Origin of the sequence: Trichococcus sp. ES5 (assembly GCF_900067165.1) — a bacterium.
GTDB classification, from domain to species: Bacteria; Bacillota; Bacilli; order Lactobacillales; family Aerococcaceae; genus Trichococcus; species Trichococcus flocculiformis.
Genome location: NZ_FJND01000032.1, coordinates 9,383 through 25,922, shown reverse-complemented (window position 1 = coordinate 25,922; position 16,540 = coordinate 9,383). Strand labels below are relative to the sequence as shown.

Genomic DNA, 16,540 nt, shown 5'->3' with positions numbered 1-16,540 from the left:
AAATCGATATTACGGATTGGAAGTACGGCAGCATTTATCAAAGCGTAAACGGTCTTCGTGCATGGTACGCGTTCGTCAGGGTGCAACTTTCTATAAGAGTGTACAAAAGTATCCACACTATGAATCCGCAACCCCTTCTTGGGTGCTAGATTTTCAGGTAAGGCAGCAAGGAAAGCCGCAGAATATTTATTATGATCCCGCGCATGCGAGTTCTCACGATTTTCTTTATAAACCCGTGCGCCTGAGGCGGCAATATACTGCTCGTAATAATTGCGCTTATAGTCAAGCTGGCGCGTTCTACCGCGTTTCAACTCACGAGAAACAGTGGGTTGGCTGACCCCTAATTCTCGCACCATTTCAGCTTGTTTATAGGTGCCGCTTTTCGCCATCTGTTCCAGCATTCCGCGTTGGATGTCAGTAAGTTGTTTGAAGGTGCGCTTTTCTGTGATACAATTATTTTTGGTCATGTAGATACCCCTTATACTTTTGGTTTGGTTGCTAACAAGTATATCGTATCTACATGATTTTTTTTGTTTATTTCCTTATGCATTTCATTTTACAATTTACCTCTATGATACAAAGATGAAATCTTCTTATTTTATGTTGCTTTTTTAGCGATGATAGCGTATATTAGACATGTTGCATTTCAGAGGCTAATTGCAATATCCCGATAGGATTCACAATATGTGAAGACGCCTTGTAACCAAAAAATGGGGGAATGAGAAATGGTAGAAAAAAGATTATTTACTTCAGAATCAGTGACTGAGGGTCATCCAGATAAAATCGCAGATCAGATCAGCGATGCAATTTTGGATACGTTGTTGGCTGCAGATCCAAACGCGCGTGTTGCTTGCGAAACGATAGTCACGACCGGACTGGTGGTTGTCTTCGGAGAAATCACGACAAGCGCATACGTAAATATCCAGCAGATCGTCCGCGATACTGTAACTGAAATTGGTTATACGCGGGGTAAATTTGGTTTCGATGCGGATAATTTGGCCGTTATGGTATCCTTGGACGAACAATCCGACGATATCGCAATCGGTGTCAACGAATCACTGGAGCGCAGAGAACTGGTGACTACGGACTACAATGAAATCGGGGCAGGGGATCAAGGGTTGATGTTCGGTTTTGCCATCAACGAAACGGAAGAACTGATGCCATTACCTATTTCGCTTAGTCATAAATTAGCGAAACGTTTATCTGAAGTCCGCAAAGACGGTACTTTGGAATATTTAAGACCGGACGGAAAAACGCAAGTCACCGTGGAATACGACGAAGACGGCAAACCGAAACGTGTGGACACAATCGTTTTGAGCACGCAACATGATGAGAATGTCACGTTGGAACAATTGAAAAAAGATATTTTGGAGCATGTCATCCATGTGGTCATCGACGATGCCTTGTTGGATGCTGATACGAAATACTTCATCAATCCTACTGGTCGCTTTGTCATTGGAGGACCTAAAGGCGATTCCGGTCTGACTGGGAGAAAAATCATCGTTGATACTTATGGTGGGTATGCGCGTCATGGTGGCGGTGCTTTCTCAGGTAAGGATGCTACAAAAGTGGATCGTTCTGCAAGTTATGCGGCCCGTTACATTGCGAAGAACATTGTTGCGGCTGGATTGGCGACAAAATGTGAAATCCAATTGGCCTATGCGATCGGAGTTGCTGAACCAGTATCGATTGCGATCGATACATTCGGTACAAGCGAATATCCCGAAGCCACTTTGATAGAGGCAGTGCGCAAAAACTTCAACTTGACGCCAGCTGGCATCATTCAAATGTTGGATCTGCGTCGTCCTATCTTTAAAAAGACGGCAGCCTACGGACATTTTGGCCGTGAAGATGCTGACTTCACTTGGGAAAAGACAGACAAAACAGAAGCTTTGCTTTCATATGTTCAAGCGAACAAATAAAAGCAAGCAAAAAAAGGAAAGCGTTGCGGTCATTTGCCGGAACGCCTTCCTTTTTTCTATTTCATGTAAGGAGTTTTCTTTTTTTCGATGGCAATCAAGAACGGCGGATGATTGATCTGATTGATGAAGCCGTACTGCAGTACCTTGAATAAGGATTGATTCAAGCTACTGCAGTAATCAAGCAGGGCATTCTTTTCTTCCATGCCGCCAGGATGCCCACTGTACACGACTAAGAGAATGTAACTGCCGATCCGCAATTTCGGGAGCAAGGCTTCGATGGCACGGATGGTCGTATTTTTTTTGGTGATGATCGTTTTATCGGATCCTGGCAGGTATCCTAAGTTGAAGATGGCACCGCCGATTTTTGCATTGTCGGCCAGCACATCCCCAAGGGTTTCATGCCCTTGATGAAGAAGGGTAACCTGATCCGTCAGTCCTGCCAACAATAGTTTTTGTGCAGTATTTTCGACGGCTTGTTTCTGGACGTCAAAACCGATCACTTTGCCTGTCGGACCGACCAGTGTAGCCAAAAGGACGGTATCGCTGCCGTTTCCGACAGTGGCATCAATGACTAAATCTCCTTTACAGACTGTTTCCTTCAGCAAACTATGACTGAAGTCCACTGCGGACAATAACATGTTCCTCACCCTTATTTCTGATATTGTGGATTCCTTGATAGGTATTGCGGCGCTCCAGCTCATGGTCGATTGCGTTCAGCACTTCCCATTTTTTGAGGCTCCACATCGGGCCGACAAGCGTGTCACGCGGAGCATCTCCCGTAATCCGGTGGATGACGATTTTTTCCGGAATGACTTCGAGCTGATCGCAGACAAGCCCAACATATTCGTCTTTCTCTAACAAACGTAGCCGTCCTTGATGGTAGTCCCGAAGCATTTTTGTGTTTTTCATCAAATGCAGTAAATGGATTTTGATGCCTTGAATGTCCGAATCCAGGATAACACGTTTGACGCTCTCCATCATCATCTCATGAGTTTCTCCCGGAAGACCGTTGATGAGATGGGTACATACCGGAATATTGTGCGCACGCAGTTCATCGACCGCCTTCAGGTAGGTATCATAGGAATGCGCGCGGTTGATGATTTTGCTTGTTTCCTCATGGATGGTCTGAAGTCCCAATTCCACCCATATATAATAGCGCTTGTTCAGTTCAGCTAAGTACGCGATTGTTTCCGGCGGCAGGCAGTCCGGGCGCGTTGCAATCATGATGCCGACCACACCGTCCTCGTTTACGACCTGTTCATAGCGGTGGCGCAGAATGTCAACCGGTGCGTGCGTATTGGTGAAGTTCTGGAAATAGGCGATGTAGCTTTTTACATTCGGCCATTTTTTGTGCATCATATCAATGCCTTTGCGCAATTGGACAGGCAGAGGATCGACCCTGTCCTGGGCAAAATCGCCGGATCCGGAAACGGTGCAGAAGGTGCAGCCGCCGCGTGCAACAGTGCCGTCGCGGTTTGGGCAATCAAAACCGCCATCGATGGCTACTTTGAAAATCTTTTCGCCAAAGTGTTGTTGCAGATGATAATTCCATGTATGGTAACGTTTATTCGTGTCGCTGTATAAAAATTGATTTGTCAATACTTTCACCTCATCATCCATTTTATCATGATTTTTGGTCTGTCAGTAGTCTATTTGATGGCTTTTCCGGATTTCAGGAGAAGTTTAATGGGGAAAGGGATTACATTTTGTTCGCGGAAAGGTTTGTTACAGATTTATTTCAATTATTAAATATTAAATATGATTATGAAATCCATTCAAAAATGTGATAAACAAACATATAATAGGTGTGTTGGATTATTTCTTAAAAGAAATTTAAATTATTTTTCCATCATTGATAAAAAACCAGACGTTTTCACTGCCACATAGGCAGTATTTTTGATACAAGGAGTGGTATATTTTGGTGTTATCCAGAAACGAACGCATCAACCAAAAGAAAAAAGAACAACTAATCAATTCTTTTATCACTACGAATAAAAGACTGAAACGCAGCGTAGCGGTATTGAGTACATCCTTATTCGTGACAACTGTCGTGAAGCCAGTCGAACTGGTTCTGGCAGCAGAGAAGACTGCGCTCGGAACAAAGGATACACAAGTATATTCCACCAATCCTTTTTTGAACCAGATCATCCCTTCCGCGACCATAATCGCTGCCAAAAATGATCTTTATGCCTCTGTGATGATGGCTCAAGCCATCCTTGAAAGCGGTTGGGGTACCAGCGCTTTAGCTTCTACTCCCAACTATAATCTATTCGGGATCAAAGGGAACTATGACGGAGAATCTGTCAACATGGGAACACTGGAGGATAGCGGCGGGCAGAATTACTACCCAATCAATGCTGAATTCAGAAAATATCCTTCCTATGCCGAATCCTTGCAGGATTATGCAAATCTTCTTGCGAATGGAACGAGTTGGAATCCGAATTATTATGCCGGTGCTTGGAAAAGCAATGCAGCCTCTTACCAAGATGCAACAGCTTATTTGACCGGTCGCTATGCTACGGATACAGCCTACAGTGCCAAGTTGAACAGAATCATTGCACAATACGGTTTAGATCAATATGATAACTATCTACTTGTAGATGACGAGGAAGTCGAAAACCCGGATGCAGGCAATGTCGATTTTGAAACGCCTACTGATAGTCCTGACCTGCCGAATGTCGACCTGCCCGAGAATTCAGACGAAGATACTGGAGAACAAGATAAACCAAGTGAACCTGAAGAAGATTCGGAAGAAGTTGATACACCGGATGCTCCGGTTCAAGCGGGGGAGGCTTTCCATGTCGTTCAATCCGGCGACACGCTTTATGCAATCGCTAAAAAGTATGGAATTTCATTAGTGGATCTGTTGACGCTGAATAAACTGACTTCCAATATGATCTATGTGGGAGATCGTTTGGTGTTGCCTGACAGCGTTATAGTCGAGGGAAACAACCCTGATGGCGATACGGATGCAGAAAAAGCACCAACCACTCCAACTTCAGAATATACGGTAGTTGGTGGCGATACCCTTTACAAAATAGCTGCAGCAAACGGCTTGACGGTTGGTGAGTTGAAAAGTTTGAATGCGTTGACGAGTGATACAATCTTTGTTAGCCAAAAATTGTTACTGGTTAAAACAACAACGACTGCTCCAGATAAGACCGAAAATGAATCAAACAGCAATGCTGGTCAAACAACTACCCAATCATACACGGTTAAATCGGGTGATACATTGTGGTCGATTGCGAATGCAACCAACATGACCGTTGCCGCACTCAAAGCCGCAAACAGTTTGACTTCCGATGCAATCTATCCGGGTCAAGTCTTGAAGACTGTTGGCACGTCAGCACCAACTACTGGAACGAATACAGGCACTACTATCACAGGTGCTTTCATCAAACCAGCCAGTGGATACATTTCATCTCCCTTCGGATACCGTACATCTCCTATAAATGGGGCACAGGAATTCCATCGAGGTGTTGATATCGCAGGGAGTGGTACCATTTCCGCGGCTCAGACAGGCGTAGTGGAAGTCGCGACTTATCATTACAGCTACGGCAACTATGTCGTCATCAACCACGGCAAAATTAACGGCGTGACCATCAAAACGTTGTATGCGCATATGCAATCTGGTCTATCGGTATCCGTAGGACAGACCGTCAGCCAAGGAAAAAAAATCGGCGTGATGGGAACAACCGGCAGCTCGACAGGCGTCCATCTGCATTTCGAAGTGCAGGAAAATGGGGCTGTCGTCAACCCAATGAACTACATCAACGGTATCACTACTGGAACCCCTGGAGCAACAACGCCAACTACACCATCCAACGGCAACAGTGTCGTTGTCGTATCCGGAGATACTTTGTGGAAGATTGCGAATGCGAACGGATTGACCGTTGCGGAATTAAAAAAAATGAATAACTTGACAAGTGACGCTATTATGACAGGTCAAGTACTGATTTTGAAGAGCGCGGGCACAGATACGCCAAACAAACCTTCCACGCCGACAGTGACCCCTGGAACAACTTCTATAACGGTGGCATCCGGCGACACGCTTTGGAAAATTGCGAATGCGAACGGATTGAGTGTAGCTGAATTGAAGACTCTGAACAACCTGACGAGTGATGTCATCGTCCCAGGCCAAATATTGTTGGTTAAACAAACTACGACAACGCCGAGTGTCACGCCGCCAACTGCGCCAGTTGTGCCGACAACACCTTCGACTGCAAGCACAATCACGGTAGCATCCGGCGATACGCTTTGGAAAATTGCGAATGCGAACGGATTGAGTGTAGCTGAATTGAAGACTCTGAACAACCTGACGAGTGATGTCATCGTTCCGGGGCAAACATTGTTGGTTAAAAAAACGACGACAACGCCGAGTGTGACGCAGCCAAGCAATCCAGCTGTGCCGACAACGCCTTCGACTGCAAGCACAATCACGGTAGCATCCGGCGATACGCTTTGGAAAATCGCGAATGCGAACGGATTGAGTGTAGCTGAATTGAAGACTCTGAACAATCTGAGTTCCGATTATATTTATCCGGGTCAATCCTTGAAAGTAACAAAATCAGTTGCGAATGGGAACAATTCCACAAACGTAACGCCACCGACTGTGACGAAGCCTTCTGTTCCGACAGTCGTGAATAAAGTGTATACGGTCCAAAAAGGGGACACGCTTTATAAAATAGCCTCCGCTAATGGTGTTTCGGTTGCTGAATTGAAGGCTTGGAACAACCTGAACACGGATATCATTTTTGTGAACCAATCCTTGAAGTTGGCTGCAACGACGAGTTCAACGCAGACAACAGCGCCGACCACAAGTGCGCCTGAGGCATCCGGCAATACTTATACTGTCCAAAAAGGCGACACTTTGTACAGCATCGCCAAGAAAAAGGGTGTTAGCTTAGCAGCTTTGATCGAAGCGAATGATATGACTTCCAACGTCATTTATGTCGGACAAGTCATCACTTTTTAAGTAATCAACTGAATCACGCTTGAAGGCATCAAGTCTTGATGAAATGAGTTTTATTTGTTAAAATAGCAGATGAATCAATTCATAACTGAAACAGACATAGAGAAGGAATAGTAGAGAGCAGCTTTTTTGAAGAGAGTGCATGGGTGGTGAAAATGCACAAAGAGCCTTTTGAACTCGCCTTTGAGTTGTTCCGCCGAAAGCATCAGTAAGCGGGACCGCATCGCTGCGTTACAGGCATGATAAGGAATGCAAAGACATTCAATATAGGTGGTACCGCGAACATTTCGTCCTATAGGCAGAACCAGTGATGGACGTTGCCTATAGGACTTTTTTTATGGCCATCGCCTGTTTGGATGAATGAAAAGAAAAGGATGTTGCTGGAAATGGGTTATACGCATAAAACGATCGAGAAAAAATGGCAGAAATATTGGGCAGACAACCGCACCTTCAAAACGACCGAAGCGGGCGGGAAACCGAAATATTATGTATTGGATATGTTCCCTTACCCCTCCGGACAAGGCTTGCATGTAGGCCATCCGGAGGGCTACACGGCAACGGATATCGTTGCCCGTGCAAAACGCGCACAAGGTTTCAATGTATTGCATCCGATGGGGTGGGATGCTTTCGGTTTGCCGGCTGAGCAATATGCGCTGGATACTGGTAACGATCCGGCTGATTTTACCGAGCTTAACATCAAAACTTTCAAGCGCCAGATCCAATCGCTTGGATTCAGTTATGACTGGAGCCGCGAAATCAATACGACGGATCCAAGCTACTACAAATGGACGCAATGGATCTTCACAAAATTGTATGAACAAGGTTTGGCCTATGAGGCGGAAGTTTCCGTCAACTGGTGTCCGGCATTGGGTACCGTCCTTGCCAACGAAGAAGTCGTAGACGGCGTCAGCGAACGAGGCGGCCATCCGGTTTACCGTAAACCGATGAGACAGTGGATGCTGAAAATCACTGCTTATGCAGAACGCTTGCTGGATGATCTGGAATTGGTGGATTGGCCTGAAAGTATCAAGGAGATGCAACGGAACTGGATCGGACGTTCTGAAGGTTCGAACGTTACTTTCAAAATCAAAGATTCGGATAAGGAATTTACGGTCTTCACGACCAGACCGGATACCTTGTATGGCGCGACATATGCGGTCATGGCGCCAGAATTACCGTTGGTGAAGGAAATCATGTCCAATCAACAAGCCGAAGTTGTCAACGCTTATATCGATTCCATTTCACTGAAGAGCGATCTGGACCGTACGGAGCTTGCGAAAGAAAAGACCGGCGTATTCACAGGCGCTTATGCAATCAATCCAGTCAATGGCAAAGAAATCCCAATCTGGATCGCCGATTATGTTTTGGCGACATACGGAACCGGCGCCATCATGGCTGTCCCTGCCCATGATACGCGTGATTATGAATTTGCCAAAAAATTCGACTTGGAGATCATTCCGGTTCTTGAAGGCGGAAACGTCGAAGAGGAAGCCTACACGGAAGATGGCCTACACATCAACTCCGACTTCTTGAACGGATTGGATAAAGCGACAGCGATCGCGAAGATGAACGACTGGCTGTCCGAAAACGGATTGGGTGAAAAAGTGATTTCCTATCGTCTGCGTGATTGGTTGTTCTCGAGACAGAGATATTGGGGCGAACCGATCCCTGTCATACACTGGGAAGATGGCACATCGACAACAGTTCACGAGAATGAATTGCCGTTGCTGTTGCCGAAGACCGATCAGGTGAAACCGAGCGGCACTGGGGAATCTCCGCTTGCCGTCATCGATGAGTGGGTCAATGTCGTCGATCCGGTGACTGGCATGAAAGGCAGACGTGAAACCAACACAATGCCGCAATGGGCTGGCAGCTCATGGTACTTCCTGCGCTTCATGGATCCGCATAACCGCAACGACCTTGCTTCAAAAGAAAGATTGGACTACTGGCAGAACGTCGATCTTTATATAGGCGGAGCCGAGCATGCGGTGCTTCATCTGTTGTATGCGCGCTTCTGGCATAAATTCCTTTACGATATCGGTATCGTTCCAACGAAAGAGCCGTTCCAAAAATTGTACAACCAAGGCATGATCTTGGGCGAAAACAATGAAAAAATGTCCAAATCAAAAGGAAATGTTGTCAATCCGGATGACATCGTGGAAAGATATGGCGCAGATACACTCCGCATGTACGAAATGTTCATGGGACCGTTGGATGCATCATCGACATGGAGCGAGGGCGGCATCGAAGGCAGCCGTAAGTTCCTGGATCGCATTTGGCGCTTACTTCTGGATGAAAACGATAAAATGCGGGACCGCATCACAACCATCAACACGCATGAATTGGACAAGGTTTACCATCAGACAGTCAAGAAGGTAACCGAGGATTACGATAATCTGCACTTCAATACGGCAATCTCGCAGATGATGATCTTCATCAATGAAGCCTACAAAGTGGACGCATTGCCGTTCGAATACGTTACCGGCTTTATTCAGTTGCTTGCGCCGATCGCACCGCACTTCAGTGAAGAACTTTGGGTGAAACTGGGCAAACCGGAAGGCATTTCTTACGTTGCATGGCCAACATATGATGAAGCTTTCCTTGTCGAAGCCGAGATCGAAGTGGTATTCCAGATCAACGGCAAAGTAAAAACCAAAGAAATGGTTCCGTCCGATATTTCAAATGATGACATGATCGCGATGGCATTGGAAAACAGCATCATCAAAGAGGGCATCGAAGGTAAAACGGTAAGGAAAACAATCGCCATCCCAGGCAAATTGGTCAATATTGTAGCGAATTAATCTTAACATATCAAAAAGAACACACACCTTCATCTTTGGGGTGTGCGTTCTTTTTTTTTTTCTGTGTTATGCTTAAGGGATGATCAGCACCTGACCGACCCGGATAAGGTTCGGATTGGCTATGCCGTTGGCGTTAACGAGCTGGGTGATGGTTACACCGTAGCGAAGCGCAATTGCATATAAAGTGTCTCCGGCTTTGACCGTATAAGACGTGCCGGTTGTAGGCGTAGTTGGAGTCGTCGGCGTTCCTGTGCCAGGTATCGTCAATACTTGACCGATACTGATCAGATTGGCGTTGGTGATGTTATTAGCGGTAACGATCTGTTGAACCGTCACCCCATACCGCAAGGCGATGGCATAGAGCGTATCCCCGGCTTTGATTGTGTAACTTGTCCCTGTTGTTGGAGTCGTAGGGGTAGTCGGTGTGCCTGTTCCCGGAATCGTCAACACTTGTCCGACGCGGATCAGGTTGGCATTAGTCAAGCCATTGGCGTTAACAATCGCTTGGACAGTCACACCATACCGCAAAGCGATGGCATAGAGCGTATCCCCGGCTTTGACTGTGTAGCTCGTTCCCGTTCCTGTTCCCGGAGTGCTTGTAGTGTTCATAAGTTGGGAAAGGGTCACAAACGAGTAGCCCATCGCACGCAACTGATAGATGATGTTCGGCAATGCGGCAGTCGTCCCGTTGGCGCCGTAACCGGTGTGCATCAGAACGATGGCTCCAGGTACGATATTATTGATGACGCGGTTGTAGATGTCAGTGGCTGAATTCCCTGTCCAGTCGAGCGAATCGATAGTCCACTGGAACGTGTAAGTGTAGCCGGCGTTTCCGATAGTTTGTAGGACGGTACTGTTATAGGATCCGAATGGAGCGCGGAAAAACGGTTTTGTGCTCTTGCCGGTGAGATTCGTGATGATCGTTTCGGTTCGGGTGAGTTGGTTTGTCATTTCGGTCGTTGCTACGGTTGTGAAATCCGGATGATTATAGGAGTGGTTTCCGATGTCATGGCCAGCTGAGACAATGTTCTTGATTGCCTGCGGATGATTTTCAGCACCTTGACCGGTGAGGAAGAAAGTGGCTTTTATGTTATTGGCTGATAATGTGTTCAGAATTGATTGGATGTTATATCCGTCCGATCCATCATCAAACGTTAAGGCAACAACCTTATTGGATGTCGAACCTTGATAAATAATTTGCGAGGTAGCGGCCAAAGCAGGGGTTGCCGAAAGGGTGAAGAGAAGCAGGAGCGAAAGGATGACTCCGAATAAACGTCTGAACGCCTTTCTTGAGGTGTTCATTTTTATTCCTCTTTTCTATTGCAGCCTGATCGACAGGGTTGAAGTGAAAGCCAAGTGGCGGTGATTTGAGATTTTGACAAAAACTGGATTGGCTCAGTTCTTTTCCACACTTACATTTTACCATAAACGTTCAGGTGATGGTATGAAAACGCATGCAAATCGATGGGACGTTCGACCTGGAAATGTCAGGGATTATTCTGAAATTGTTAGGATTTTGCAAAATAAGTCTACTATAGATTGAAAAAAAACGGATATTTGGTAAAATACTTGAGTGATGGTATTATTATTCTCTTTCATTCATCAGGAAGAAAGCAGGTTGCACATGTCAACAGATAGAAATGTCAAAGAAGAAAATGAAACAACAAACAATAAGATGGTACAGGGGACTTTTTGGATGACTTTCGGGAGCATTTTTTCCCGATTGATCGGCGCACTCTATATCATCCCGTGGAATGCTTTGATGGGATCGACTGATGCGGCCAATACAGCCAATGCCCTTTATTCGATAGGCTATACACCTTATCAGCTTTTCCTTTCAATCGGTATAGCAGGCTTCCCGGCAGCGATGTCCAAGCAAGTAGCCCAGTACAATGCCAAAAATCAATACCGTACCGGGATCGACATCTTCAAGAAGAGCATGTTCTTCATGCTTTTGACGGGTGCGGTCAGTGCCGCCTTGATGTACGGATTGGCACCGATGATCGCTGAGAACAGTCCGGCGGCTTCGCCTGAAGACGGGGCGTTGGTGATCCGGGCGTTAGCTCCCGCCTTATTGCTGGTGCCGGGCATGAGCTTGATGCGCGGTTTTTTCCAAGGCTATCAGGATATGGTGCCTTCAGCGATTTCACAAGTGTTCGAACAGATCGGTAGGGTAGTGTACCTTTTGGGAGCCACCTACATCGTGATGCAACTGCTGGATGGCAACATCGCCACAGCGGTTGCGCACTCCACTTTCGCGGCGTTCGTGGGTGCGATTGTTGCAACCATCATCCTTCTTTTTTATTACAAAAAGAAGATGGCGGAATATCAACCGTTGATCGCCAACAGTGAACCTTCAAGCAACATCCAGACGACTGCGGCCATCAAGAGCATGCTGCAGGAATCGATTCCATTCATCCTGATCGGTTCAGGCATCACTTTCGCCAAGTTGATCGATCAGGTGACGTTCAAACCGATGATGGTGAACTTGACGAGCTACTCCGGCAAAGAAATCGAGGATTTATTCGGACTGTTCAGTTTCAACGCCGACAAATTGATCATGATCATCGTTTCGTTGGCGGTCGGCATGGCTACGGCTGCGGTGCCTCTAATTGCCGCCGAGTACACGAAAGGAAACTTTCGTGTACTGCAGAGCCAGGTGAGGGAGATCATCCAGCTTTTCGCATTCATCATGTTGCCGGCAGCTTTTGGGATGATGATCGTTTCAGAACCGATCTACAACGTGTTCTATCCGCTTCATCCGGTAGGTCCTACACTATTAGCGGTATCGGCTCTGATGAGCATTGTATTGGGACTTTTCACGGTGCTCGGATCGATTTTGCAGTCTTTGAGTCGCCATAAAACAATGATCTCCTATCTACTGGTAGGGCTTGTTGTCAAAGCAATCATGCAGTATCCGATGTTGGCTTTGTTCGATACGGCAGGCGCTTTGGTTGCGACGACGATCGGTTTTATCGTGACTGTACTGTTGAGCGGTTGGAAAATCTATCACCTGACCCATTTCGGTCTGGTTGATACATTGCGGAAAACCGGGAAAATTTTGGCAGTGGCCTTGGTCATGACGGCCTGCGCGTTCATCGCCTTGAAAACCAGTATGCTGGTCATCCCAATCGATCGCAAATTGACAGCATTGGTGGTAGTCGCCATCGTAGCGGCAGTCGGAGGCTTCGTTTACTTATTTCTGACCCTGAAATTGCGCATCGCTGATGACATTTTGGGTGTTAAAGCGAACGGCCTGCGCAGAAAAATGCGCATCAAATAAAATAAATAAAACCGAAAAGCAGCCTTAGTGGGTGCTTTTTGGTTTATAAAGGAGAAAACACATGCGTTTGGACAAACTGCTGTCGAATTCCGGATTCGGATCCAGAAAAGAAGTCAAAGGATTATTGAAAAAGAAATGGGTGACAGTGAACGGGAAAGTTGAAACAAAAGCTGAAGCCAAAGTGGACAGCGAAAAGGACACTGTTCTTGTAGGAGGTGAACCGGTCAACTATCAGGAATACATGTACTTGATGATGAACAAACCGCAGGGTGTCCTCAGTGCAACAGAGGATAACCATCAAAAAACGGTCATCGACCTATTGGCGTTTGAACTGCATCAGCAAGAGCTCTTTCCTGTCGGTCGTCTCGACAAAGATACGGAAGGTCTGTTGCTGCTGACGAACGACGGCCAATTAGCACACTTCCTGTTGTCGCCGAAACGGCATGTGGACAAGGTCTATTTCGCTGAAGTAGCGGGACGGATGACGGAAGAGGACCAAAAGGCCTTCGCAGAAGGGATCATTCTGGAAGACGGCTACCGTTGTTTGCCGGCCAAACTTGAAGTCCTGGGCTACGATGAAGAAAGGGACAGTTCGGAGGTAGAAATAACGATCAAAGAAGGGAAGTTCCATCAGGTGAAACGGATGGTGCTGGCCTGCGGAAAAGAGGTCACTTTCCTGAAACGGTTGACGATGGGGCCTCTTCGTTTGGATGAGCAACTGGCAAAAGGTGATTACCGTCCGTTGCGCGATGAGGAACTTGCGGCATTGCGGGAACATCTGCCGGAGTCGATTAAAAAAGGCTAAGATTTTGTCTTCGGTAGGGCCAAAATACCAAGCTTTTATTTGGATATTTTGCCAAAAGTGATATGATGATAGCATGATATTTTAAGTTAGGATGTGCGTTCATGGAAATCAATTGGAAAAAAGAAGTGGAAATCAGAAAAACGGAACTGTTGGAGGACTTATTCACATTATTGCGGATCGACAGTGTAAGGGATGATTCGAAAATAACTCCTGATGCACCGGTCGGACCAGGCCCTAAAGAAGCTTTGGAAGCTTTCTTGGCTATCGGTGAACGGGACGGTTTCATCACGAAAAATGTCGGCAATCTGGCCGGACATATCGAATTTGGCGAAGGTGAAGAATTGATGGGCGTATTCGGCCACGTCGATGTTGTGCCTACCGGGACCGGCTGGGATACGGATCCTTTTGTCCCCGTGATCATTGATGACCGCATCTACGCCCGCGGATCGAGCGATGATAAAGGGCCTACGATGGCTGCCTACTATGCATTGAAGATCATCCGCGACCTGAAGCTGCCTATTTCCAAAAAGGTCCGCGTCATCATCGGTACGGATGAAGAGAGCGGTTGGAAATGCATGGACCACTATCTTGAAAACGAGCGGATACCTGATTTCGGCTTTTCTCCGGATGCAGAGTTCCCGATCATCAATGGTGAAAAAGGCATGCAGACTTTCATGGTCCAATTCAGAGGCGACAACAAAGGCGGAAAGAACGAGTTGTTGAGTTTTGATGCCGGGCTGCGCGAAAACATGGTCCCTCAGGATGCGACTGCCGTAGTCATCAGTCCGGAGGCCGACAAAATTGAACAGGCATTCGCTGCTTTCCTAGAAAATAATCCAGTCAAAGGAACGATTTCTGTAGCTGGAGAACAAGTAACAATCGAATTGATCGGTAAAGCCGCTCATGGTATGAATCCGGCTGCCGGCGTGAATGCGGGAACCTATCTTGCCACTTTCTTGAACAAGTTCAACTTCGGCGGACAAGCGGCCACGTTCCTTGAATTGATCGCGGACCGCATCCATCTGCAGCATGATGCTCAGAAACTAAATTTGGCTTACACGGATTCAGTAATGGGCGAATTGACCATGAATGCCGGCATTTTCACCTTTACACCATCAACTGGCGGCGAATTGGCGTTGAACTTCCGTTATCCGCAAGGCGTTTCCGAAGAGGGCATCGAAATTAAGTTAGAAGCTGCCTTGGCTACTTATGGCGTGACGATCGCAAAAGGCGGACACGGAAAATTGCCGCATTACGTGCCGGCTGACGATCCGTTGGTAAAAACGTTGTTGGCTGTCTACGAGAAACACACCGGCTTAAAGGGACATGAACAGTCCATCGGCGGCGGAACTTATGGGCGCTTGTTGGAGCGCGGTGTTGCTTATGGGGCGATGTTCCCTGACAGCATCGACACGATGCACCAAGCCAACGAATTCATCGCTTTGGATGATCTTTTCCGCGCGACCGCGATTTATGCGGATGCCATGTACGAATTGCTGAAATAAACAAACTGTCTGATTGTTTCATACCACCAAAAACAGAAATGCTGTTAAATCAGCATTTCTGTTTTTTTGTGAAATTCATCTGATGATGCTTCCTTAACACGATAATAGGTTTTCAAGTAGATGAAATACGATAGAGTAGAATTTTTCAGAAAATGATGAAACGACGCCAATGGTTACAGATTTGCCAATTCCGATTCTATTCCTTAGAATTAAGGGAGGACGCTGATCTTGGAAAGAATCCATAATGAGGGGCGGTCTATAACTAATTTCGGAGAGGAGCTCAGTAATCATGACATTGAAAGAAACAGTCAACAAAGACTTCATCCAAGCAAGGAAAGACAAAGACACGTTGAAGGCAGATGTCCTCCGCCTGATCAAAACGGAATACGATTCTTTCATTATCGACAACAAGCGCGAAATGACTGAAGCAGAGGAAATCCATGTTTTTATGAAGGACATAAAAAAAACCAATGAAGCGATCGCTTTTGCAAAGCAAGTTGAACGCACGGACCTAATTGAAGAAAATCAGAAAAAGTTGGCAATTTTGGAGGCTTATGTGCCTAAGATGATGGATGAACGGGAAGTTCGCTTCTTTTTGGCCGAAAACGGTGTAGCCGAAATGTCATTGAAGGATGCGATGAAATTTTCGATGCAAGTGCTGGATGGCAAAGCCGATAAAGCACTCGTATCCAAAATCATCAAGGAACTTCTGGCAAAATAATGCATCGGATAAGAAAAGGACTGTGCGGCGCTTGCTGCACGGTCCTTTTCTGAACGCCTTTCCAAGTTTTCTCCACCGCGAAGCTTTCAACCTGCATTCCCGAATTGTGTAACGATAATCACTCGAAAAACCGTTGTAACGCTTGATATATAGCGGTTTTTTTGTTTACTTCAACCTCGTTATATATTATAATATATAACGAGGAGTGTTGATATGGCAGTTATTTTTCAAACAAACAAGAAAACAGGCATTACCTATGCCTATCAGAATGAACCCTACTGGGATAAGGAAAAGCAACAATCACGCGCTAAGAGGACGCTGATTGGGAAAGTCGATCCAGTTACAGGTGAAATCATACCCACGCGTTCGTACAAAAAGAAACCGGCCCCGGCGTCATCGGAAGTTAAGCCAGGGCCGATCCCGATGACGCAAGTCCGAAGAATCTTCTATGGGGCAGGTTATCTGCTCGATCAAATTGGCAAGCAGACAGGCGTATACGCGGACCTAAAGGCCATCTTCCCGGAGCATTAT

General features: G+C 46.3%; 10 protein-coding genes, 2 pseudogenes, 1 riboswitch and 1 other annotated feature. Of the genes and pseudogenes, 8 read left to right on the top strand and 4 right to left on the bottom strand.

Annotated elements, in window-relative coordinates; translation table 11 throughout:
• A pseudogene (locus TES5_RS14135) lies at positions 1-467 on the bottom strand (IS30 family transposase); the annotation flags it as partial.
• 185 nt (positions 468-652) lie between these two features.
• Positions 653-728, top strand: a riboswitch (SMK box riboswitch).
• On the opposite strand from TES5_RS14135, the gene metK reads away from it, so the two are divergent.
• A complete protein-coding gene (metK, locus tag TES5_RS14130) occupies positions 726-1,922 on the top strand; it encodes a methionine adenosyltransferase (protein WP_068562627.1) in 1,197 nt (398 codons plus the stop codon). (Overlaps the previous riboswitch by 3 nt.)
• Positions 1,923-1,978: 56 nt before the next feature.
• Here the strand turns inward: metK and TES5_RS14125 are convergent, their stop codons facing one another.
• Both TES5_RS14125 and TES5_RS14120 read right to left on the bottom strand, forming a co-directional pair.
• Positions 1,979-2,560 carry a tRNA 5-(aminomethyl)-2-thiouridylate-methyltransferase MnmM gene (locus TES5_RS14125; RefSeq protein ID WP_068562626.1) on the bottom strand — a complete coding sequence of 194 codons (582 nt, stop codon included), beginning with the start codon at positions 2,558-2,560 and terminating at the stop codon, positions 1,979-1,981.
• On the bottom strand, positions 2,529-3,521 hold the full coding sequence (locus tag TES5_RS14120) for a tRNA modification radical SAM protein MnmL/YtqA (RefSeq protein WP_232309416.1): 993 nt from the start codon (positions 3,519-3,521) through the stop codon (positions 2,529-2,531). Before TES5_RS14120 ends, TES5_RS14125 begins: the two co-directional genes overlap by 32 nt.
• 322 nt (positions 3,522-3,843) lie before the next feature.
• Between TES5_RS14120 and TES5_RS14115 the strand changes: the two genes are divergently transcribed.
• Together TES5_RS14115 and leuS are read left to right on the top strand one after the other, a co-directional pair.
• Positions 3,844-6,897 carry a LysM peptidoglycan-binding domain-containing protein gene (locus TES5_RS14115; protein ID WP_304440625.1) on the top strand — a complete coding sequence of 1,018 codons (3,054 nt, stop codon included), beginning with the start codon at positions 3,844-3,846 and terminating at the stop codon, positions 6,895-6,897.
• Between the two features lie 88 nt (positions 6,898-6,985).
• Positions 6,986-7,192: a binding site (T-box leader), on the top strand.
• Positions 7,193-7,280: 88 nt separating this feature from the next.
• Positions 7,281-9,695: a leucine--tRNA ligase gene (gene leuS / locus TES5_RS14110; RefSeq protein ID WP_068562623.1), complete on the top strand. Its 2,415-nt coding sequence runs from the start codon at positions 7,281-7,283 to the stop codon at positions 9,693-9,695.
• Between the two features lie 72 nt (positions 9,696-9,767).
• Here the strand turns inward: leuS and TES5_RS14105 are convergent, their stop codons facing one another.
• A complete protein-coding gene (locus TES5_RS14105) occupies positions 9,768-10,997 on the bottom strand; it encodes a LysM peptidoglycan-binding domain-containing protein (RefSeq protein WP_068562622.1) in 1,230 nt (409 codons plus the stop codon).
• Positions 10,998-11,319: 322 nt separating this feature from the next.
• Between TES5_RS14105 and TES5_RS14100 the strand changes: the two genes are divergently transcribed.
• From TES5_RS14100 to TES5_RS14080, 5 genes and pseudogenes are all read left to right on the top strand, one after another.
• Positions 11,320-12,978 (top strand): putative polysaccharide biosynthesis protein, encoded by a 1,659-nt coding sequence (locus tag TES5_RS14100; RefSeq protein ID WP_068562621.1) that lies wholly within the window; start codon positions 11,320-11,322, stop codon positions 12,976-12,978.
• Between the two features lie 61 nt (positions 12,979-13,039).
• Positions 13,040-13,783, top strand: coding sequence for a pseudouridine synthase (locus TES5_RS14095; RefSeq protein ID WP_068562620.1), 744 nt, complete (start codon positions 13,040-13,042; stop codon positions 13,781-13,783).
• Positions 13,784-13,884: 101 nt separating this feature from the next.
• The gene (pepV, locus tag TES5_RS14090) at positions 13,885-15,288 is read left to right on the top strand and encodes a dipeptidase PepV (protein WP_068562619.1); all 1,404 of its coding nucleotides are present in this window, start codon (positions 13,885-13,887) and stop codon (positions 15,286-15,288) included.
• A gap of 289 nt (positions 15,289-15,577) precedes the next feature.
• Entirely contained in the window at positions 15,578-16,009 is a 432-nt protein-coding gene (locus tag TES5_RS14085) for a GatB/YqeY domain-containing protein (RefSeq protein WP_068562618.1), read from the top strand.
• Between the two features lie 213 nt (positions 16,010-16,222).
• Positions 16,223-16,540 (top strand): annotated as a pseudogene (locus tag TES5_RS14080) (transposase); the annotation flags it as partial.

Excerpts from the sequence above, each read along its gene's own strand:
- TES5_RS14125 (WP_068562626.1), bottom strand. The coding sequence starts at position 2,560 with ATGTTATTGTCCGCAGTGGACTTCAGTCATAGTTTGCTGAAGGAAACA.
- TES5_RS14100 (WP_068562621.1), top strand. The coding sequence starts at position 11,320 with ATGTCAACAGATAGAAATGTCAAAGAAGAAAATGAAACAACAAACAAT.
- TES5_RS14105 (WP_068562622.1), bottom strand. The coding sequence starts at position 10,997 with ATGAACACCTCAAGAAAGGCGTTCAGACGTTTATTCGGAGTCATCCTT.
- TES5_RS14085 (WP_068562618.1), top strand. The coding sequence starts at position 15,578 with ATGACATTGAAAGAAACAGTCAACAAAGACTTCATCCAAGCAAGGAAA.
- TES5_RS14095 (WP_068562620.1), top strand. The coding sequence starts at position 13,040 with ATGCGTTTGGACAAACTGCTGTCGAATTCCGGATTCGGATCCAGAAAA.
- pepV (WP_068562619.1), top strand. The coding sequence starts at position 13,885 with ATGGAAATCAATTGGAAAAAAGAAGTGGAAATCAGAAAAACGGAACTG.
- metK (WP_068562627.1), top strand. The coding sequence starts at position 726 with ATGGTAGAAAAAAGATTATTTACTTCAGAATCAGTGACTGAGGGTCAT.
- leuS (WP_068562623.1), top strand. The coding sequence starts at position 7,281 with ATGGGTTATACGCATAAAACGATCGAGAAAAAATGGCAGAAATATTGG.